Annotated in this window: 21 protein-coding genes; 8 read left to right on the forward strand and 13 right to left on the reverse strand. The window is 52.1% G+C overall.

The window, feature by feature from the left end:
• Positions 1 to 118: 118 nt before the first annotated feature.
• Together D6024_RS05310 and D6024_RS05315 are read right to left on the reverse strand one after the other, a co-directional pair.
• Entirely contained in the window at positions 119 to 817 is a 699-nt protein-coding gene (locus tag D6024_RS05310; RefSeq protein WP_121353564.1) for an HAD family hydrolase, read from the reverse strand.
• 80 nt (positions 818 to 897) lie between these two features.
• Entirely contained in the window at positions 898 to 1,191 is a 294-nt protein-coding gene (locus D6024_RS05315) for a hypothetical protein (protein WP_162944562.1), read from the reverse strand.
• Here D6024_RS05315 and D6024_RS05320 point away from each other — a divergent pair.
• Positions 1,190 to 2,149 carry an SDR family oxidoreductase gene (locus tag D6024_RS05320; RefSeq protein ID WP_121353566.1) on the forward strand — a complete coding sequence of 320 codons (960 nt, stop codon included), beginning with the start codon at positions 1,190 to 1,192 and terminating at the stop codon, positions 2,147 to 2,149. The two genes, D6024_RS05315 and D6024_RS05320, sit on opposite strands and share 2 nt — an antisense overlap.
• Positions 2,150 to 2,217: 68 nt before the next feature.
• Here D6024_RS05320 and D6024_RS05325 read toward each other — a convergent pair whose 3' ends face one another.
• On the reverse strand, positions 2,218 to 3,168 hold the full coding sequence (locus D6024_RS05325; protein ID WP_121353567.1) for a Ca2+-dependent phosphoinositide-specific phospholipase C: 951 nt from the start codon (positions 3,166 to 3,168) through the stop codon (positions 2,218 to 2,220).
• Between the two features lie 358 nt (positions 3,169 to 3,526).
• Here D6024_RS05325 and D6024_RS05330 point away from each other — a divergent pair, with 358 nt between their 5' ends.
• Both D6024_RS05330 and D6024_RS05335 read left to right on the forward strand, forming a co-directional pair.
• On the forward strand, positions 3,527 to 4,555 hold the full coding sequence (locus D6024_RS05330) for a sensor histidine kinase (RefSeq protein ID WP_240409965.1): 1,029 nt from the start codon (positions 3,527 to 3,529) through the stop codon (positions 4,553 to 4,555).
• Between the two features lie 22 nt (positions 4,556 to 4,577).
• Positions 4,578 to 5,261, forward strand: coding sequence for a LytR/AlgR family response regulator transcription factor (locus tag D6024_RS05335; protein WP_121353569.1), 684 nt, complete (start codon positions 4,578 to 4,580; stop codon positions 5,259 to 5,261).
• 117 nt (positions 5,262 to 5,378) lie between these two features.
• Here the strand turns inward: D6024_RS05335 and D6024_RS05340 are convergent, their stop codons facing one another.
• From D6024_RS05340 to D6024_RS05355, 4 genes are all read right to left on the reverse strand, one after another.
• On the reverse strand, positions 5,379 to 6,011 hold the full coding sequence (locus tag D6024_RS05340; protein WP_121353570.1) for an LUD domain-containing protein: 633 nt from the start codon (positions 6,009 to 6,011) through the stop codon (positions 5,379 to 5,381).
• 416 nt (positions 6,012 to 6,427) lie between these two features.
• Positions 6,428 to 6,868, reverse strand: a complete 441-nt coding sequence (locus D6024_RS05345; protein ID WP_121353571.1) for a VOC family protein — start codon at positions 6,866 to 6,868, stop codon at positions 6,428 to 6,430.
• Between the two features lie 25 nt (positions 6,869 to 6,893).
• Positions 6,894 to 7,352 (reverse strand): VOC family protein, encoded by a 459-nt coding sequence (locus tag D6024_RS05350; protein ID WP_121353572.1) that lies wholly within the window; start codon positions 7,350 to 7,352, stop codon positions 6,894 to 6,896.
• 30 nt (positions 7,353 to 7,382) lie between these two features.
• Complete coding sequence (locus D6024_RS05355) at positions 7,383 to 7,850, reverse strand: VOC family protein (RefSeq protein WP_240409966.1); 468 nt, start codon at positions 7,848 to 7,850, stop codon at positions 7,383 to 7,385.
• A gap of 22 nt (positions 7,851 to 7,872) precedes the next feature.
• Here D6024_RS05355 and D6024_RS05360 point away from each other — a divergent pair, with 22 nt between their 5' ends.
• Positions 7,873 to 8,862 (forward strand): GlxA family transcriptional regulator, encoded by a 990-nt coding sequence (locus D6024_RS05360; RefSeq protein ID WP_121353573.1) that lies wholly within the window; start codon positions 7,873 to 7,875, stop codon positions 8,860 to 8,862.
• A gap of 115 nt (positions 8,863 to 8,977) precedes the next feature.
• Here D6024_RS05360 and D6024_RS05365 read toward each other — a convergent pair whose 3' ends face one another.
• The 4 genes from D6024_RS05365 to D6024_RS05380 form a co-directional block, all read right to left on the reverse strand.
• Positions 8,978 to 9,709, reverse strand: coding sequence for a carbon-nitrogen hydrolase family protein (locus D6024_RS05365; RefSeq protein ID WP_121353574.1), 732 nt, complete (start codon positions 9,707 to 9,709; stop codon positions 8,978 to 8,980).
• Positions 9,710 to 9,844: 135 nt separating this feature from the next.
• Complete coding sequence (locus tag D6024_RS05370; RefSeq protein WP_162944563.1) at positions 9,845 to 10,855, reverse strand: alpha/beta hydrolase; 1,011 nt, start codon at positions 10,853 to 10,855, stop codon at positions 9,845 to 9,847.
• A gap of 269 nt (positions 10,856 to 11,124) precedes the next feature.
• A complete protein-coding gene (locus D6024_RS05375) occupies positions 11,125 to 12,447 on the reverse strand; it encodes a S41 family peptidase (RefSeq protein ID WP_121353576.1) in 1,323 nt (440 codons plus the stop codon).
• 329 nt (positions 12,448 to 12,776) lie between these two features.
• The gene (locus D6024_RS05380; RefSeq protein WP_121353577.1) at positions 12,777 to 13,493 is read right to left on the reverse strand and encodes a hypothetical protein; all 717 of its coding nucleotides are present in this window, start codon (positions 13,491 to 13,493) and stop codon (positions 12,777 to 12,779) included.
• 305 nt (positions 13,494 to 13,798) lie between these two features.
• Between D6024_RS05380 and D6024_RS05385 the strand changes: the two genes are divergently transcribed.
• Positions 13,799 to 15,700 (forward strand): AAA domain-containing protein, encoded by a 1,902-nt coding sequence (locus tag D6024_RS05385; protein ID WP_121353578.1) that lies wholly within the window; start codon positions 13,799 to 13,801, stop codon positions 15,698 to 15,700.
• Positions 15,701 to 16,115: 415 nt separating this feature from the next.
• Positions 16,116 to 16,523 carry a Dabb family protein gene (locus D6024_RS05390; protein WP_121353579.1) on the forward strand — a complete coding sequence of 136 codons (408 nt, stop codon included), beginning with the start codon at positions 16,116 to 16,118 and terminating at the stop codon, positions 16,521 to 16,523.
• A 79-nt stretch (positions 16,524 to 16,602) separates the two neighbouring features.
• On the opposite strand, the gene D6024_RS05395 is transcribed toward D6024_RS05390, so the two are convergent.
• Positions 16,603 to 17,526, reverse strand: a complete 924-nt coding sequence (locus tag D6024_RS05395; protein ID WP_205573230.1) for an alpha/beta hydrolase — start codon at positions 17,524 to 17,526, stop codon at positions 16,603 to 16,605.
• A 305-nt stretch (positions 17,527 to 17,831) separates the two neighbouring features.
• Here D6024_RS05395 and D6024_RS05400 point away from each other — a divergent pair, with 305 nt between their 5' ends.
• Positions 17,832 to 18,989, forward strand: coding sequence for a M23 family metallopeptidase (locus tag D6024_RS05400; protein WP_162944564.1), 1,158 nt, complete (start codon positions 17,832 to 17,834; stop codon positions 18,987 to 18,989).
• A 47-nt stretch (positions 18,990 to 19,036) separates the two neighbouring features.
• Positions 19,037 to 19,270 (forward strand): hypothetical protein, encoded by a 234-nt coding sequence (locus D6024_RS05405; RefSeq protein WP_121353582.1) that lies wholly within the window; start codon positions 19,037 to 19,039, stop codon positions 19,268 to 19,270.
• A gap of 134 nt (positions 19,271 to 19,404) precedes the next feature.
• On the opposite strand, the gene D6024_RS05410 is transcribed toward D6024_RS05405, so the two are convergent.
• Positions 19,405 to 19,830, reverse strand: coding sequence for a tellurite resistance TerB family protein (locus D6024_RS05410; protein ID WP_162944565.1), 426 nt, complete (start codon positions 19,828 to 19,830; stop codon positions 19,405 to 19,407).
• Between the last annotated feature and the right edge of the window lie 46 nt (positions 19,831 to 19,876).

The following is a 19,876-nucleotide window of genomic DNA, read 5'->3' on the forward strand; positions in this document are numbered from 1 at the left end:
CGGTAAGCAAGAAGTTTGGCAATCAGCAATCGGCCATCAGCCATCCACGTGATGCAACTGCCGCCTGCGTACTGCCTGCTTGTACTTCACCGCCATACGTTCGGTTTTTAAAATGGTATTACCGTCCGGCCGGTTCAAAATGTTCGAGCAGTTCGGTGAGCTTGTCGAGTTGCCTGAACTGTTCGTGTTCGATATTGCTGTCGACGTGCTCGTGGGCCCAGGTTACATGGTAGGGCACATGGTAGGCATGACCGCCAATGGCCAGCACGGGCAGGATATCCGATTTCAGTGAATTGCCCACCATCAAAAACTCATCGGCTTGGATATCGAGGTGCCGGATCAGTTTGAGATAATCCTTTTCCTGTTTGTCGCTCATGATCTCGATGTGGTGAAAATAATGTTCGAGGCCGGAAGCTTTCAGTTTGCGCTCCTGGTCGAGGAGGTCGCCCTTGGTGGCCACCACGAGCCGGTGACTGTTTGTTAGTTTGGTCAGCACTTCTTCCACGCCTTCGAGCAGTTCGATGGGTTTGGAGAGCAGGTCCTTGCCCAGTTCTATTGTTTTTTCAATCGCCTCCAGGCTGATGGTTTTGTTGGATACGGTCAGCGCCGTTTCGATCATGGACAGCATGAAACCTTTGATGCCATAGCCATACAGGGATAGGTTGTCCACTTCTGTTTTCAACAACTCCCTCGATACGGTGTGCTGGGGCAAATAGTCTTCGAGTAACTGGCAGAATTTGTGTTCCGTTTCCTGGAAATAAGGCTCATTGATCCACAGCGTGTCATCTGCATCAAAGGCAATCACTTTTATCGCCATATACAATTGCTTTCTGCAAAAATGGGTCTTTTTCCCGCAGGCCGCCCGAAACGATTCCCGTAGGCTTCAGGCGATCGGATTCAATCGAGCCCCTGCCCAAACCGGATGCCTGCCGTTGTTCCCGGCTGTTCATTGGGTGCCGCAGGGTGAATGATCCTGTGGCAAAGGAGGCTGGCTGCGCTGCCAATCACCGGAAGATCACCACCAGAGCATCGGCTTCGCGGCAAATTCTCCCTGACTTCATCCTTGTAGGGTTGTTCCACGCTGCATTCCGGCCCTGCAACTGGCACAATAATTTTGGCATTCCCTCCCGCAGTCAGCAAGGCCCGTTTACCAAAAAACGCTACAAAATCCTGCATTGCATTCTTTGCCATGAGTGAGATAAACGACAACACGAAAGGAAAAAAGGTCCCTGCACCCGGCGGGGAAGGACATAGGCCAGTACAAGCAACGGGGCTGGAAGACCCGCGGGAAAAATATCCAAAGCCTCCTTTCGAAAGCCAGTCGCAGCCCTGGCCCGGCCTTGCCCGGGACATGGATCCCAGGCCCGATCACGGCGAAGACAGCTACAAAGGAAGCGGTCGTTTGAACGGACGAAAGGCCCTGATCACAGGTGGCGATTCGGGAATGGGACGTGCAGCGGCCATTGCCTATGCCCGTGAAGGCGCAGACGTGGCGATCAACTATTTTCCCAACGAAGAGCCGGATGCGCAGGAAGTGATTGAACTGATCAGGGCCGAAGGCCGCACTGCCATCGCCATCCCGGGAGACCTGCGCAGCGAAGCGTTTTGCCGGCAACTGGTGGCCGATGCCGTGCAGGGGCTGGGCGGTTTGGATATCCTGGTGTGCAACGCAGCCCGCCAGCAAACGAGGCCTTCTATCTTGGATGTCAGCACGGAAGATTTTGATGCCACGATGAAGACCAACATTTATGCGCCTTTCTGGATCATCAAGGCCGCACTGCCGCACCTGAAACCGGGGTCGGTCATCATCGGGACCACGTCGGAGCAGGCTACCGATCCTTCGCCCGATCTCTACGATTATGCGCAAACGAAAGCCGCTACAACCAATTATGTGCGGTCGCTGGCCAAGCAACTCGCCCCGAAAGGAATCCGGGTGAACGGCGTGGCGCCGGGCCCGATCTGGACGCCCCTGCAGGTGAGCGGCGGCGCCACGCAGGAAAAGCTAAAACAGTTTGGCGGGCAAACGCCGCTGGGGCGTCCCGGCCAGCCGGTGGAACTGGCGTCGATCTATGTGCAACTGGCAGCGGCCGATGCCAGCTACGCCACCGGTCAGGTATACGGCGCCGCGGGTGGAGCGGGGCAGCCGTAGGCAATGAGTAATGAGTAATGAGTAATGAGAATTGCGCAGGATTGCAGTTGCAAACTGCCTGTTGATGTTTACAGGCCGGCTTTTCGCTGCGAGGAGAAGCCCTGTTCTTTTTCCTGTTCCCTGGAAAGTTTGTAATTGTAGAATGCCACGAAGTTGACTTTCTCGTTTACCAGTTGTTCGTAATAATCGTAGCTCTCCCGGCGCGAAGAGCCGTAAGCCCGTGTAATGCACCCCAGTGCATTGATTTTTTCGGCCAGGCTGCCGTGTTCTTCTTTCAGGTTGTAAAAGACGATGTTTTGCGCATTTTCCCGGGCGATGCCCCTGGGCCGAAAGATTTCTTTTTCAGAAGCGATACGTGGCGAAACAAAACAAACCGCGTTGGTTTTTTCCTGCGACAGGTATTCGTTCAACGGCTTGCGGTTGTTGAGAAAGGTGCCGTCCGTTATTACAAAAACAAATTTCCCTTTCAGCGATTGCAGCGAGGGCCAGTTGGTGCAGGCCGCTTCTTTCAGTGTGGCTTTGTCCTGCAGCAGGTCGGACGGCGTGAAGATGCTTTTTTTCGAAAACACCGAAAGTAACAGGCTGTCCATATCTGCCGGGCCTTTGCCGCCCGGCCCGTTCCACCAGTTTTGCTTTTTGTCGATAAATACCGTGATCACATCATGTTCCGGGTGCCGGTCGCTCCAGGCCTTGATCTGCAGCAGGCAGTCGCGAAAGGAGCCGCCAACGCAGTTCTTGTTGCCCCGTTGTTGCGGTTTGTGTTTGACGTACCAGTCGGCATTAATGCTTTTGCCCAGCAGGCCGGCAATAAAGCCAATCCCGAAGTTTTCGTTCCAGATATCCAGTTCAATGGTATTGGTGTAGGTAAAGACGTCCTGGAAATCGGAAGCCCGTTTTTTTTCGTAGCAATTGTGACAGGCAACGGAATAGCTGTTGTTGAATTTGACATCCTGGCCAAACAGGAGCAGGGGAAAGAGCGAAAGGGCTGTCATAACGAGGTTCTTCGGATTTACCTGCATACGCTTCTTGTGTTTTGAAGGATTGGATTTGCAAACCGGGTCATCGGGCCAGGCGGTAAACCGTTTCCGTCGACCCAACGAGACTTACCTGTTTTTTTCTGCTCCTGTAAGTTAGTCATCGCTGCGGCCTGGAAAGCAGGAAACGCCAAATGGGGTTTCCTGCTCTTTGAACAGGCATGTTCGGGCAGTGCGGCAGCGGAACGGTTCGGGTTTGCAAGGCGCACTTCCGCATTCGTTTGTCCCGGTCTTTTTCGTCCCTTTTTCTTCCGCTTTCATCACTTTTGCTTCAACAAGGGGAGAAATTGTTTTTGTTTTACAGCATTCGAAAACAATTAATGACCTTTTAATGGAAATGACAATGAACAGATGGGTGCCGGGAAAAGACGGCGAGATCACCCGTACGATTTTGCTGGTAGTAGGCTTGTGGGGGCTTAGCATTCCGCTGCTGATTTTGGGACATGCCGACCGTGATGGCATCGTGGTGTGGAGCATCTTTGCCTTGTTCGGCGTCTTTACCTACTGGTGGTTTTTCCGCAACCTGATTCCGGCTGCTTACACCAGGCGAAAGCCAGTCTGGAGCTATCTCGAAAAGGTGATCCTTTATTTGGTTGTTGCCTGGCTGCCGATGACCCTGTTGATCACGTTTCTGATGCACGGGGTGGATCATGCCGTGGAAGTGAGCATGGCCAACACGGCCTTCCAGTTCTTCGTTACGGCGCCGCTGCTTTGGTTTTTGTACCGCCGCCAATTGAAGGCAAAGGAAGAAGTGGTGTCGCTGAAACGCGAACTGGGCCAGTCCAACGCCAACATTGATTTTTTGCGGTCGCAGATCAACCCGCATTTTTTGTTCAATGTGCTGAACACGATCTACGGTACCGCCATCCAGGAAGGCGCCGAACGCACCAGCAGCGCCGTGGAAAAGCTGGGCGACATGATGCGCTTCATGCTGCACGAAAACATGCAGGAAAAAATCGGTCTCTCGCGGGAAATTGATTACCTCAATAATTACATCAGCCTGCAGCGGCTGCGCACCGACGGCAATGCGGCCCTGCAGGTGGAAGCCCACGTGGAAAGACCCGATACCGTTTTGCAGATCGCACCCATGCTGCTGATCCCCTTCGTGGAAAATGCATTCAAGCACGGCATCAGCTTCCGCGAGCCTTCGCACATCAAGGTCACGCTGGAAATAAGAGACAACACGCTTTATTTCGATGTCTACAACAGCAAACACACAAGGCCCGAGCACGACCCGGAAAAGGAAAGCAACGGCATTGGCCTGAGCAATGTGCGGCAACGCCTGCAACTGCTTTACCCGCAACGGCACGAGCTGGTTGTACGCGAAACGGTCAAGGACTTTTTTATTCATCTAACCCTGCAGCTAACTTAGCCTGTAATTGACGCAACGTTTCATGAAAGCCATTGCTGTTGACGACGAACCCATTGCCCTGCAGATCATCGAATCGCATGCAGCCAAAGTGCCTTTTGTAGAACTGAAGGCCAGCTTCACCGATGCCTTCAAGGCCATGGACTACCTGCAGAAAGAAAACATCGACCTGGTCTTTCTCGACATCAAGATGCCCGACATTTCCGGAATCGATTTTTACCGGAGCCTGAACAAAAAGCCCCTGCTGATTTTTACCACGGCCTATTCGGAGCATGCCGTCACCAGCTTTGAACTGGATGCGGTGGATTACCTGCTGAAGCCTTTTTCGCTGGCCCGTTTTATCAAGGCCTGCAACAAGGCTTTCGAGTTGTATAATTTTCGAAACGCCGGGCCCGCGCCGGATCATTTTTATTTGAAAACTGGCTACGAACAGGTGAAGCTGTTTTTCGACGACATTCTTTACCTGGAGGCCGCAGGCAATTATGTAACGTTCGTGCTGAAGGAAAAAAATGTTTTGTCGCGGATTACGTTCAGTGAAGCGGCCAGTCTTCTGCCCGCGCAAAAATTTGTGCGGATTCACCGCTCTTACATTGTTGCCACGGGCAAAATCGACAAGATCGAAAAGCACCAGGTCACCATCGGAAAAACCGTGCTGCCGGTGAGCGAGGCCTTTAGCCAGGACCTGGCTGCAGCGTTGAAAAAGAGCTAGGTATTCAGATAGTAGATATTGAGATATTAGATATTGGTGACAGAAAATATCCCAATAACCAATATCCAATATCATCCACCTAAGCAAGCAACCCTGGTCGGAAAAGATTCACAAAAACTAAAACCCCAGCGGCTCGTTCACCAGGAAGAGGTGCAGTTTGCGGTGGGAGGAAGGATCTTCCCGCTCGAAGATGAGGAACTTGCCGATAAAACTGCCGCCGTGTCCCAGCCGGCGTTGCTTTTCGTTTTCCTGCGGCAGCCAGTAACCCATCACCCGTTCAAGTGCAGCGGCTACATTGTTGGTGATTTTTTGTGCACCTACCACCCAGATTACGTTGGGACTGTTGAAGCAGTAGGCCGGTAACTGGCCTCCCGACGCAGAGGCAAACACCAACTCCCCCCGTTTGGAAATGGCGTGCACACTTCCCAGGTAAAAGTCGGCCATGGTGCTTTGCAGGAACAGGTGGTGATGCCGTTCGGGATCTTTCTCCGCCGTCACTTCTTTTGCGAGGTTGTGCCACTGGTGCCCTCCTTCGTTGAGATAGGCGGTGAAGCCGATCTCGTCGAGCGACTGCGAGCCGGAGACCATGACGGATACGCCAGCGGGAATGAGGGCTTTGATCCGCTCCAGCGCTTCCTGTTTCGTTTCGACGATTTCGGCCAGCACATTGCGGGATTGCAGGGCCCTGATGGTTTCGTCCATGACCTGCCTGCTGGCGATCTGCGTATAGGAAATTTCCGTGGTGTCCATAAACAATCAGTTTGATGAAGCGGGATCTGTTTGTTTTGTTGGTGCCTGTTAGCGGTGTTTTGCAGAAGGTGTACAGGATGGCGTTACCCGCCAAACAAGTTACAATGATTTCTTTGATTTTAGCAAGGGAGAACGAAGGGTAAAAAGGCCGGTAGTTCATTTGCCATGGTGGTGTTGTTTGTCGCTACAAATGGAATGTCCTGGTTCTTCCCACTGCTTCCAGCAGATTGCTGCGATGCCATAGCGGTTGCGTTTGCTCTTTCGCCTTTTCAAGGCTTGTCACTTATGCCCGGGCTGCGTCCCGGGTTTGTGATCACCGTCCCTTCGGGGCTTGGTTTTGCGGGGAAGGATCGCATAAAAAAGCGGAAGCACATTCGTACAAATATGCTTCCGCTTTTTTATGTTGTAACTGATGATCAGGCTTCTGCTGCCACAGGCGCGGCCGCCTCCTGCGGAACCACAGCTGCGGGATCCATCCACATGATCTCCCACACATGGCCGTCGGGGTCTTCGAAGCTGCGGCCGTACATGAAGCCGTGGTCTTCCGGCTGGCGGAATTCCCGGCCACCGGCGGCAATCACTTTTTCGATGTGCCGGTTCACCGCATCGCGGCTGTCGGCAGACAGGCAAACCAAAACCTCTTTTGCTTTTGCCGTGTCGGAAATTTCCTTGCCCGGCACAAAGGTTTGAAAAAAGGGCTCCGTGATCAGCATGGCGTAAATGTCTTCGCTGATCACCATGCAGGCGGCCTTTTCATCGGTAAATTGTTTGTTGAACGTGTAGCCCAGTTGGGAAAAAAAGTTCATTGACGTTTGCAGGTCTTTGACCGGGAGGTTGACAAAAATTTTCGTTGCCATAATCGTTGCATTTAAGATGAGGAGATCAGATGTTTTCCAAAACGGTGGGTTTTTCCAGGCTTTCGGCAGCCGGTGATTTCTTTTCATAATTCAGCATCCAGCGGGTACCGAATTGGTCGGTGACCATGCCAAACAGCGAGCCCCAGAACTGTGTTCTTACCGGTTCAACAACCTGCCCGCCCTCGGCCAGTTTATCGAACAGCGTATGGATTTGTTCCTCGGAACTGCAGTTCACCGTCAGCGAAAAATTGTTTCCCGGCTGGTAGCTGCCGCCGCTGAGCATGTCCGACGCCATCAGTGCAAAGCCATCGCCCTGCAGGTGCGCATGCATGATCTGGTTTTCGGTGCCGGCCGGGCACCGGGCTGCCATGGGCGTTTCTTTCACCGTCATCAGGTGCAGCTGGCCGCCCAGCGTGTTCCGGTAAAATGTCATGGCCTCGCGGCAATTGCCGTTGAAGTTGAGGTAAGCATTGATCTGTTTCATAACATGTTTGTTGGAGTGGTTAATTGGGTTTTAAAGCGCCTTCCTGTCTTCCTGCAAGACGCCGAAAATATTGTCGTCCGGATCGGTGAAAAAGGCCAGCCAGCCGACGGCCGGGATGGACTTTTTGGGTTTGATGATTTTGCCGCCGGCCGCTTCAATCTGCCGCAGGCTGCTGTCGATGTCGTCTACCGTGATGGTGTTGATGACCGGCTGTTGCGGCCCCAGCTCTTTCATCACGGCACCGTTGATGCCCTGCTCCCCGTCGCTGCCGGTGTGGGCAAACCAGTACTCCTGGGCGCCCCACTGCCGGAACTGCCAGCCAAAGGCTTTTTCGTAAAACTGCCGGTTGGCGTCGGGGTTCGCCGATGGAATTTCGAAATACGTGACCCGGTTGCTCATGCGGTTGTTTTTTGCGGGAAATGCCCAATACAAAATTGTTGCGGTTTTTGGAATTTCCGACAGGTTAAAGGCGGCAATTTCGCGGGTTGATTGCGCCACGGAATTGCCTTAGTTTTAGAGCATGAAACACATTTCCATCCTGATACCGGAAGGCGAATGCAGCCTGGTGAACATTGAAGGCACCCACCAGATTTTTACCGAAGTGAATTCGCTCCTGGCCCGTCTTGGCAAAGCACCGCTCTTCGAAGTGCAACTGGTAGGGCTGCGCAAAGAAACCACGATGCGCAAAGGCCTGTTTCATGTGCGGCCCGATGTGCTGATTGACGACGTGGTGCACACCGACCTGATTGTGATCCCGGCCATTCATGGCGAGAAAAACAAGGTGATTGCCGATAACAAGGCCTTCCTACCCTGGATGGTGCAGCAGTACAGGGGTGGCGCTTCCATTGCCACGCTTTGCATCGGCGTGTTCCTGCTGGCGGCCACCGGTTTGCTCAAAGGAAAGCGTTGCGCCACGCACTGGGTGGAGGCCGATACCTTCCGCAGCATGTTCCCCGATGTGAACCTTGTGCCCGATAAGATCATCACCGACGACAGCAACATCTACACCAGCGGCGGTGCTTATTCGTGGCTGAATCTGATCCTCTATATCATTGAAAAAATGGCCGGCCGCGACATGGCCATCACCTGCTCTAAATTGTTCGAGATCCAGATCGAACGCAACAGCCAGTCGGCCTTTATGATCTTTAGCCCGCAGAAGCGCCACGAAGACGACGCCGTAAAAAAAGCACAGGACTACCTGGAACAAAACTATGCGGACAGGATTTCGGTCGACGACCTGGCCCGGGAGGTCGGCGTCAGCCGCCGGAACCTGGAGCGCCGATTCCGCAAAGTGACCTTCAACTCCATCGCGGAATACCTGCAGCGGGTCCGCATCGAAGCGGCCAAGCAAACGCTGGAACAGGAGCGGGAAAACGTAAACGAAGCGATGTACAAAGCCGGCTACAACGACAGTAAGGCTTTTCGCACCACGTTCAAAAAACTCACGGGCTTGTCGCCCTTAGCCTACCGGAAAAAATACGTGCGGAACGAAGTGCTCGTAGAAGACTAAAACCGTCTTCATTTCCTTGGTGTGATAGAAGGATGGTAGAAGATTGGATATTGGATAGTAGATAGCAGTTATTGGTAACAGAAAATATCCCAATATCTAATATCCCAATATCTTTCTATCGAACGGTTTTCAGCAACACTTCCTGCGTGGCGATGTCGACCAGCAAAAGACCCTCGCTGTGGCAATCCAGTTGGCCAAGCAATTCTCCCTTTTTATTCCAGGCAGACGAGCGGCCGTCGCAAACCACGCCGTCACAAAGGCCAACGCAATTCACCAGCAACGTTGCCATCCCATACTGCCTGGCAATCTGCGCCATTCTTTCCGCAGCCTTGTTCATTCCCTCCGCTGTTTTGGCCACACTGGCGATATAGGTGTGGGCGCCTGCCAGATAGGCCGCTTCGGCATGCGCCGGTACAGACAGCTCGTAGCAAATGGCCAGGGCGGTGCCCGTGTTTTCCCCGATGGTGCCGGTGGTCGTTGAGCCGCTGATGAAGAAAGCTTCTTCATCGGGATGAAGGTAGTGCTTGGCGTAGGTCTCTACAGGTTTGTGCGGTTGAAACAAAAGAAGGCTGATGGTGATGCCGTCTTCTTTTCTGACCGGTGCACCAATCCCGATTGCGATGTTGTTTGCATCGCTGGTTTTTTGAAAGACAGCAAAGCGGTTGTCGCCAGCCGTGGTGGCCAGTTCTTTGGCAAGAGCGGGCTCGTAACCGGTCAGGGAAAGCTCGGGAAAGAAGATGGTGTCGGCGCCGTTGGCGATCGCTGCTTCAATCAGCGCCAGGTGACGGCTGGTATTGGCGGTGATGTCGCCTTTAACGGGTTTGGTTTGTGCAAGGCAGTGTTTCATGTGATTTCTTTTTCGCCGAAAGTGATTGAAAGCGACGGCCATGGTTAACCTACAATAAGCCGGCACTGGTTAAACGATGTGCGGCTGTTGTATCGTGGCGCATGAAGTCTCGCTGCACTACCGGTTATCTTCCTGTTACTTCCGGAAACATGCACCCATGGCTGTTTTTACGATGCCTTCGTATTCCTTTAGTTCCGCTGCATCGTCCGGCAAACCGATCAGGCAATGGATTTGCCCTGCGAAGCATTTGTCCCAAACCCTGACGCCGGCTTTTCTCAGTCTCGCGGCATACAAGATCCCGTCATCCCGCAACGGGTCAAATTCCGCATTGATGATCACGGCCGGCGGCAGGCCGGTTAAATCCGTCGCCAGGATCGGTGATACTTCGGGGTTGTTGTACTGGCCGGGGGCATAGGTTTCGATGGCAAAGAGGCAGGCGTCTTTGGTTTGAAAATAGCCCCTGGCGTTTTCCTGGTACGAAGCGGATGTTTGCATGTGTTGCGGGCTGCAATCGGCCGGCAGTCCGTTCATGACCTGCAGTTTTATGCGCTGGCTGATGCCGTCTTTTTTTGCTTTCTGCGCTATCACGGCAACGAGGTTTGCGCCGGCGCTGTTTCCCGTCAATACAACGCGGCTCGTGTCGCCGCCCCACTCGCCGCCGTGTTCCGCAATCCATTTGAACGCATGGTAACTGTCGTTCACCGCGGCCGGAAACCGGTGTTCGGGAGCCACGCGGTAATCAACGGCACAAACAAGAGCGTTATAGGTTTTGGCATCCTGCCAGAGCGAATATTCCAGCGCCGGCAACAGGGGCGAGATGAAGCCGCCGCCATGATAATTGATGAGGATGGGAAGGTTTGTCCCGTGCGTGGGATTGAACACCAAAACAGGGATGCTGTCTGCCGTTATTTTCATGCGTTGGACATCTTCTTTCGGGTAGGGCCGCGGCGGCGGGCCGGCAAACTTTATTTGCTCGATCGGCATTTGCCGCAGTTGCCCGATCGTCAGGTCTTCATACCCGATCATCTTCAGGAAGGCTGCAATTTTCGGATCGAGTTGCCGTGTGCCGCAGGCCTGTGCAAAAACCGGTTGCCGGGTAAAAAGGAGGAGAAGGGCTAACGCAAGAAGAGATCGTGACTTCTTCATAAAGCAATTTGTTTTTTGTTGAAGCAGTTCAAAGCGTTTGGCCAGGCAATCAATGATTGCAGTATCACGGAAAGAGATAAGCACTGTCATTGCAAACGCCAAAATAAAGATAGGTTGTTTGCGGTGTACCGCTCTTGCGGGTGAACCCGGCCAGACCTGCTCCCCTTCACTGGTGTGGCTCCACGGGAATATTCGTTAGACGTTCGTCATGACATCGGGAGACAGATCGGGAAAGGGAGTGGTATAGCGAGTTCATTGCTGCCTGTATTTTATTGCTTTTTTGACTCTTCGAAAACGCTTCCGTCATTTACATAAATCTTTATGGACGAATAGCGGCCTTTGGGATCCTTTAAAAACTCGATTTGCGCATTTTCTTCAAGAACAAATAGATTGTTGGCAATGTGTTTTAATTCAGACACCTTTCGATTATAATTGTTTTTGCTTAAAAGCTTGCTTTTGTCAAGGTAAATAGTCACATCAGGATAGTTGCCTATAAATTGGCTTAACAGGCTTGAGGGGATGTCATTCGTTTCTTTTGTGGGCATCAGTGACCGCAGGTAATATTCACTTTTGTGTTTTTCTTTTTCATTTTTTGCTGCCTGCAGTTGTTTTGTAAAAATGTGTTCCTGTGCTTTTAAAAGGGCCTTGCCAGCGTCCACTTTTACATCCGGTATGATACCCGTGCCTTCCCAATCCGTTTTGGTAACAGGGTTGTACGACCGGGCAAAAGGAATGGAACTTACAAAACCCTGGCCAACAGAAAATGGCATTTGAGGATGTGCACCACCGCCTGTAATTTCACCCACAATTGTTGCTCTTTTTGCCTGTTGCATGCCATAACCAAAGTCTTCTGCCGCTGAAAATGTTTTATGACTGGTAAGAATATAGACAGGCATAGCAAGGTTCAAACTGTCAGCCTTTGCAGGGTCTGCATAGAAGACTGTCGTGTCTTTAGTCGATCGGTTAATAAGATCGTTCATGTGCGTCTTTTCCTGGAAAAAGTAACTTTCAATTTGACTGACCATCTCCGGGCTGCCGCCCTGGTTCTCCCGCAAATCAATGATGATGGCGCTCGTATTAGACAAAAATTTCAGAGCCGAATAGATCGTTGGCTTCGCACTTTCTATATCGTCGACAAATCCAGTAAAAGGAAGGTAGCCAACGTTTCCTGGTAGTATCTCCAACTTGGGGAATGAATAGTTTTGCTCTTTCCAGTAGTTTTTGGACTGGTTTATTTCTTCTTCCGAAGGCTTGGAATAGGCCTGGGCAACAAAGCCGGGATCGTATTGAATGTGCAGGTGGGGATCATGATGTACGTGGTTAATATCAGTTTCTATCTGCTCCGCAAGTTTTTGAGGACTTTTTAAAAAGGGCCTATAAATGTTCTTTTTTTGTTGCGATTGCAAATACAGGGATATGCTTTTGGCTTTTTCAGGAAAAACATAATTATTGTTCAGGCTTACAGTCAAAGAGTCAATCAGTTGGTGGATATCGATAGGACTTTTTGTATTGGTTTGCCCGCTGCATAGATAAGGAGAACCAAACGCAAGTAAGAAAACAGAGCAGTAAGTTTTGAATAGTTTTTTATACATGTAATTGTTTTGAATGCTTAGATGCCTGCTCGTTCAGTTTCCATAAGCAATCAATATATTTTTTTACGCCGTTGGTGTTGAAGCAGGCGTATGATATCGACTCAACACAAATGGCATAAAATTATCTCCTTGGGAGATTTGGTGAATCATTTTAATGACAACCCTTCGCTAGTGTGTCTCCCGCAGTAGACTCATACTCGAGAGGGAAAGGTCAGGGGAAATGCAACGGGTTTGTAGTGAACCGATGATTCCCAAGGGAGTGTTTTTTAGAGGTGAGTTGCTACAGCGGAAGACGCATCGGATAAGGGAGAAGCTATTTATATAAATAGCTAAAGGCTATCATTAAAGAAGTTTAATTCCGTTTCATCAAGGAATTTTACTTCTTGCGAAATAGTATTTCTTTTTAAATCATATATACAGCTCAAATCTCTCCTGAGGTATTTAAGGCCCCAAAACTCTTGATAACTTGATTGTGATAAATCAGTAAAAGATTCATCAATTCCCAATGGCGGACGAAAAAAACAAATGCTCTTTTTTTCGTCTTTAATAGCAGGTATATGAATTTCTTCTGGAAAATGGTCTTCCAGCCAAAATGATTTGAATCTTTTACTTACTTCTGCAAGTATCGAATCTAGTGTTTCTAAAATGCCAACGTTATTTACAGAATAAATAATGATTTTTGAATCGGACAATTCTAGGCATAAAGTATTGACTTCTAAAAATTGATTTTTTTTCTTTAAATTTTCATATGCCCTTTTCAGCGGTTTAAATAGTAAAGAATCCAAATATGGGTCTGCAACCTTATCTATCGCTTTTCCGCCTAAATAGCCAACTACGATTTTTAAATAATTTTCAAGAGGAAGATTGATAAACCAATCTATAAAAAAATGATAGGCTCCAGCACCTCTTCCCTGAGGTATACCTTTAACCAGAGAGATATAAGACTCAGATAAAGATGATTTAAATGCCTCTATCTCTTCAAAATCTTCTTTTCCGTCTGGTCCTGTAAATAAACCGTAGCTAATTTTTAGTGAAGAATATCTCATACAATTCCGACTAACGTTTTGCAACTAATTGATAAGAACTTCCAGATTGTCAGTTGTGGATTAAACATAGTGATAAGTTTTTTCATTTACTGCACCTTTCGTTTCTTTCTTCTTGCATCTGGAAAAGAGAAGCACATCTGTACTCCCACTGAGTGGTTAATATGTAATGGTGCGATAAGTAACCAAAGACGTCATGAAATCTTTTCCGGATAACTTTCTGGCACGCATCAATACTTACCTTTTTCGTTTTTCATTTTATACCGTTTCGGCAATCGGTTTTTCGCTCTCCCGCTACCTTTGCCGCCATGGATTATTTCAAGCGGCTCGCCGAATTGCTGCAGACCGAAAAAGAGGAAGACCGCAGGCAGTACGAAAGCCTCACCTCCCATTTGCCTGTTGCGGAGCGAAGAGAGAACGGCATGAGCTGGTATCCCGTCGCCATCCGCGATACGGAAATCGGCCGCGGCGATTACCTGGCTGTCGAAGTGGAACGCACCACCCACCAGGATATCATTCACCAGTTTCGCTTTGGCACCACGGCCGCTCTTTTTTCCAACCACGATCCCCGGGCCGACAGGGTGGAGGGCACCGTTACCCACATCAGCGGCAACCGCCTGAAACTTTCGTTGCGCATCGATGAATTGCCCGACTGGTGCCGCAATGGCAAGCTGGGTATCGATGCCGTGTTTGACGAGAACAGTTACCAGGAAATGGAAGCAGCGCTAAAGCTGGCGCCGGCAATCGCGGAAAAAAAAGAGGAAGGGGAGTTGATCCAAATTCTCACCGGCGCAAAAAAGCCAACCTTTCACACAGAACATTCCATAGCCAAACCGGAACGGCTGAACAGGAGCCAGCAGGAGGCCGTTGAAAAAATCGTGGCCGCCAACAGCCTGGCCATCGTTCACGGCCCGCCGGGGACGGGCAAAACCACCACGCTGGTGCAGGCCATCAAGGCGCTGCTCCAAAAAGAGCACCGGCAAATCCTGGTCGTGGCACCCAGCAATGCAGCGGTTGACCTGCTGAGCGAAAAGCTTTCCGACGAAGGACTCAACGTGGTGCGTGTGGGCAACCCGGCCCGGGTGAACGAGCGGCAGATGGCGCTGACCCTCGACAGCAAGACGGCTGCACACAACAGCGCCAAAGAAATCAGACGGTTGAAAAAACAGGCAGCCGAGTACCGCGACCTGGCGCAGAAATACAAGCGCAATTTCGGTGCTGCCGAACGGGAGCAGCGCAAGGCCCTTTTTGCCGAAGCCCGCAACATCAGCAGGGAGGTGGAAAAGACGGAGCAGTACATCGTGGACGATATTCTCTCCCGGGCCGATGTGATCACGGCAACCCTTGTGGGTGCGGCCCATTACACCGTGCGGCAGCGGCGCTACCATACGGTGGTGATCGACGAAGCCGGGCAGGCCCTGGAACCGGCCTGCTGGATACCGGTGCCGAAAGCAGGGAAGCTGGTCATGGCGGGTGATCACCAACAGTTGCCGCCCACCATCAAATCGGGTGCGGCCGCAAAAGAGCTTGGCGTTACACTGCTGGAAAAAGCGGTTGCCTTGCACCCCGAAGCGGTGGTGCTGCTCGAAGAGCAATACCGCATGAACGAGATCATTGCCGGTTTCTCCTCGCAGGAGTTTTACGATAACCGCCTGAAGGCCGATGCGGCGGTTGCCCACTGGACAATCTTTAACGGCGACGACCCCCTGCTTTTTATCGACACGGCTGGCTGCGGCTACGAGGAGCTGCACGAAGGAACCGGTATCTCCAACCCGGAGGAAGCGGCTTTTTTGCTGCGGCAGGTGGCACACTACGCGGAGCGGTTAAAGAACTTCTTCGTCCCCGAACAGTTCCCCAGCATCGCCGTGATCTCGCCCTACCGTCACCAGGTGGAAGCGCTGAAGGAGGGTGTGCAAAACCATCCCTTGCTACGGGAAATGGGTGCGTCTCTTTCCGTCAATACCATCGACAGCTTCCAGGGACAGGAACGCGACGCTGTGTTTATCAGCCTCACCCGCAGCAATGCCGACAGCACCATTGGCTTTCTCTCCGACATCCGCCGCATGAACGTGGCCATGACCCGGGCCCGCAAAAAACTGGTGGTAGTGGGCGACAGCGCCACGCTTTCGCAGTTCCCGTTCTATGCCGATTTTATCCACTACGCACAGGCGCATAACGCGTACCAGAGTGCGTGGGAGCTGATGGAGTAAGCGCTCCTTCCATCCTCAAAAGGGGACTGAACGGGGCGCAGACCCTTGCCTGCAGTATCCTCATGCAGGTCGGCAAGCATTCTGCTTTCGCAGTGCCGTTTGTTTCGCTTTGCACTGCCAGTCCAGCTTTTAAATACACTGTAAAAGCGCAGTTTCTTGCTTGTCATCCCGGTGCAGGAGGGAGTTGTGTGCAAGGAGAAAGAAGGGTAAAAGCGTTACAGTGCCGTTGCTTTGCCTGCAGCAGTCAGAACGGAGTCCTTGTACCCTGGCATGACAGGCGGGTGGGCCTGGCAGGTGAATGGTTGCTGAGGGTAAGTGAGATGCTGCAAGCGGGCATTGGAGCGAACGCCAAATCCTCCTTGGGGGATCGAATGGGCTTCCGTAAATTCAGGGCTTCTTATCAACCCGATTGTTTATGTCAACCCAAAGCCGAAAATCATTTATGGCCACTTCTGCTCTTCTTGCGGCCGGCGTAGCCGCCACTGCACTTTCTTCTTTTTCCGAACCGGAGAAAAAAGGGATTATTCACCACGTCTTTTTCTGGCTCAAGAACCCGGGTTCCAAAGAAGACCAGGACAAGCTGATCGCGGGCCTGCAAACCCTGCGCAAAATCAAAGTGATCAAAAAAATGTACATCGGCGTGCCGGCTTCCACCGAAAAACGCGACGTCGTGGACAACAGCTACGCGGCTTCGGAACTGATGTTCTTCGACAATCTTGCCGACCAAAAGGCCTACCAGGATGATCCCATTCACCAGAAATTTATTGCCGACTGCTCGCACCTCTGGGAAAAAGTAGTCGTGTACGACGTGCAGGATGTTTGAATAAAAGATGTACGCACAGGCAGCACGGAAAGACACGGCTAATTTTTCCGTGTTCATTCGTGCGATCTGTGAGAAACCCTCACAAATACGTCTTCAAAAACCGGAAGAGTTGCTGCCGGATTTCCGGTGAATCGAACATGGGTCCGTAGTGCGGCGCACCGGGAACGATGATCAATTCGTTGGGTATGCCGTACACCTTCAGCCAGCCGCTTAACAGCTTCGAGAGGGTGTTGGGTACCGACTCGTCTTTTTCCCCGTTCACAATCAGGAAGGGCGGATCGCCCTTGTCGATGTAGGTGACAGGGCTTGCCCGCCGGGCAAGGTCGGGCCGCTCGAGGGGCTGGGCGCCGAGGAGCTGGGCCACCGGGCTGCCGGCATTGTTGGCCGCGGTGTCGGTGCTCATCGAGGCTGCCACCAGGTCGGAAGGACCATAGAAGTCGAGCACACATTTGATGCGGAAGGCCGGCTTTATACCGTTTGCATAAAATTCGTTTACCGTGTTGTTGTTCGACAGGCCCTGGAGGGAAGCCAGGTGTCCGCCGGCTGAAAAGCCGATCAGCGCTATGTGGGCAGGGTCCAGGTTGTACCGGGCGGCATTCCGGAAAAGAAAATCGAGGGCCTGGTTGCAGTCCCGGATCTGTGCCGGGAAGGGCGCCGTTGTGCTGAAGCGGTAGTCGATGGAAGCAAGGGCGTAGCCGCTGTCGACCAGGGCTTTTACCGTGGCCTTCATGTAACCCATATCGGCGTATTTGTCGTTGTGGTTCCAGGCGCCGCCGTGAACCCAGACAACCAGCGGCCGTTTGCCTTTTGCTCCTGCCGGAAGATAAAGGTCGAGCAGGTGTTTTTGCAGCGTGTCGCCGGCATAGGGGATGTTGCTGTGAAAAATGGTTCCTTTTGAAAAGAACGCCTGGGTGGTGGCCGCGTTTTGTGCGGATGCGTTTATGGCGCCGATAGCCCAAAGCAGCAGCAGCAGCCGGAAGGAGAGGGTCGTCATTCTTTTCATACAAGCGGTGTTGGTTAAATGTAGTGAAATTCGACCGGGCCTGTGCCGGTTGGTCTTTTCCTCTTCGACCCGTTTTTGTCTGATAACACGAGTGTCGGGTATCAAGATATTAAGATATTGGATATTGGGATATTTCCTGCTACCAATATCGCAATATCTACTAACCAATATCCGACATCCGACGACCAGGCCACCGAAGAAAAACGATGGAAAATGATGCGGCAAAAACCCTCGCCCTTTGCGAACGATCTTTTTTATTTTCCGCGGTTTCCGGCGTAATGTTTGCTGAGAGAGGCCGCACAACTATGAAAAACCGTTCACGCTTTCTCCTGCTCCCCGCCATATTCTGCATGGCCTGCAGCACACCCATTGGAAAGATCTTCGACAAGAAAACACCGCACGAGGAATACGCCGAAAAGCTCGATGACAAAGACCTCGATAAAACAGCCGACGGACTTGCCTGGCAGGCGGCTTCGCAGGCCGCACTGGAGGCCCCGGTAAGCATTGCCCTGCCCTACCGGCAGCAGGGCTTTTTTCATGCGGACAAACCCCGTGCGATGGGATTGCAGTTTACCGCCAGGCCCGGGGAGTTGCTGCGGTTTTCACTAACCCGGAAGAGCGGCAATGCATTGCCCATTTACGCCGACCTTTTCCGGCAGTCACAAACATCTGCACCGGTGCTTTCGGCCGATACCGGCAGCACAAGCTTCAGCTTTGCCGTGGAGGAAGCCGGCGCCTACGTGTTGCGCCTGCAACCGGAACTGTTCCGCTCCGGCGAATACACACTTTCCATTTCCATTGCTCCTTCCATCGGCTTTCCCGTTTCGGGTGGCAAGGCCCGTGTGGCCAGCGTGTGGGGCGACCGCCGCGACGGCGGCAGGCGTCGGCACGAAGGCATTGACATTTTTGCACCGAAGCTGACTCCTGCCGTGGCAGCGGCGGATGGAATAGTTACCGGGGTGCGGACCGGCGGCATCGGCGGGAAAACCGTTTGGCTGCGCCCCGAAGGAAAAACGTACACCTTGTATTATGCCCACCTCGACCGGCAACTGGTGCACGAAGGACAACGGGTGAAAAAAGGCGATGTCGTCGGGTTGGTTGGCAATACGGGCAATGCCCGGCACACGCCTTCGCACCTGCATTTTGGCGTGTACACCGCTGCCGGTCCGCTTGATCCGCTGCCCTTTGTCGACCGCGATGAAAAAGCCGCACCCGCCCTGGAATCAAAAACTCTCGCCAACCTGCTGAAGCTGAAAAAAGCACAGGTGGTGACGGGAGGCCCGGCCGTTAAGGGAGCCACCTCGCTGGTGCCGCTGGCGGTGGATGCACAGGGCTACCTGGCCGAAGCGCCGGATGGCCGGCGGCTGCAATTACCCTTCAGTGCCGTAGAGCCCACCAAAGAACCGGTGAAGCGGCTGAACGACATTGCCGTTTATCAGTCTCAGCCTGCACGCAAGTCATAAGCTTTTTTGAAGAAGTCTGAGTAAATTAGACGGACAAACCGTTTATTATGCCACAAAGCCGTCACCGCCAGGGCCACCCGTTTCAAAAACCGGCATCCATCCCGTCTGCCCAGCGGGTAAAAGGCCGGATTATCTGGGCTATTCTTTTTGCCGTCTTTGGTTTTGCGATCGTTTATTTTGCCTCCGAGGGCAGTTGGCTGGTTATTCTTGCCGGTGCGTTGATCGGTGCTTTTATCGGCTACTTTGCAGGCAAGAGCATGGAGCAGGACGCGAAGGCGTGAAAGGAGAAACGTCAAACGTCAAACAGGAGACTAAAGCGGTTCACGAGTTTGTTTGAAGAGAACTTCGGTACAAACTATCGTTCGGGGACTTACCATTGAATGTTTCCGTCGTTTCACGTTTGACGTCTCACCTCTCAGGTAAGCAGGTTCCACCGGTTGCGCATTAAAAAGGTGGCGATCATTACCCGCATCAGTTCAATGGAGATGCCCAGCGAGAGAGCGGCAAGCCCCACGATCTCGCTTTCGGCGGTCGAGAGTTCGCCATCGTTCGTGAGCAGCTCACAGATCATGGCAAACAGGGTTTCGCGGAAGGACTCCGAAATGAAAGACGCACTGTATTCAATGACATTTTTATTCCCGTAGGTTGCCAGCAGCGGCATGGCTTTATGGGCCAGCATGTCGAGCGGGTAACCCTGGAATTTAGCGGAATGGGCCAGCATGCGGGAAAGGTGGCGGAACTGTGCATCAATCACCGCCTGGTCGTGCTGCCCGATCATGCAGCTTAAGATGATGGCTACGGCGGCCTCCTGTTCGTTTTCGATGGCAACTGGTAATGTCATGGGATAACTGTTGGGATTCTTTACCAAGATACAGAACGCCGCCGAT

The organism is Flavisolibacter nicotianae, assembly GCF_003628535.1.
Lineage (GTDB): Bacteria > Bacteroidota > Bacteroidia > Chitinophagales > Chitinophagaceae > Flavisolibacter > Flavisolibacter nicotianae.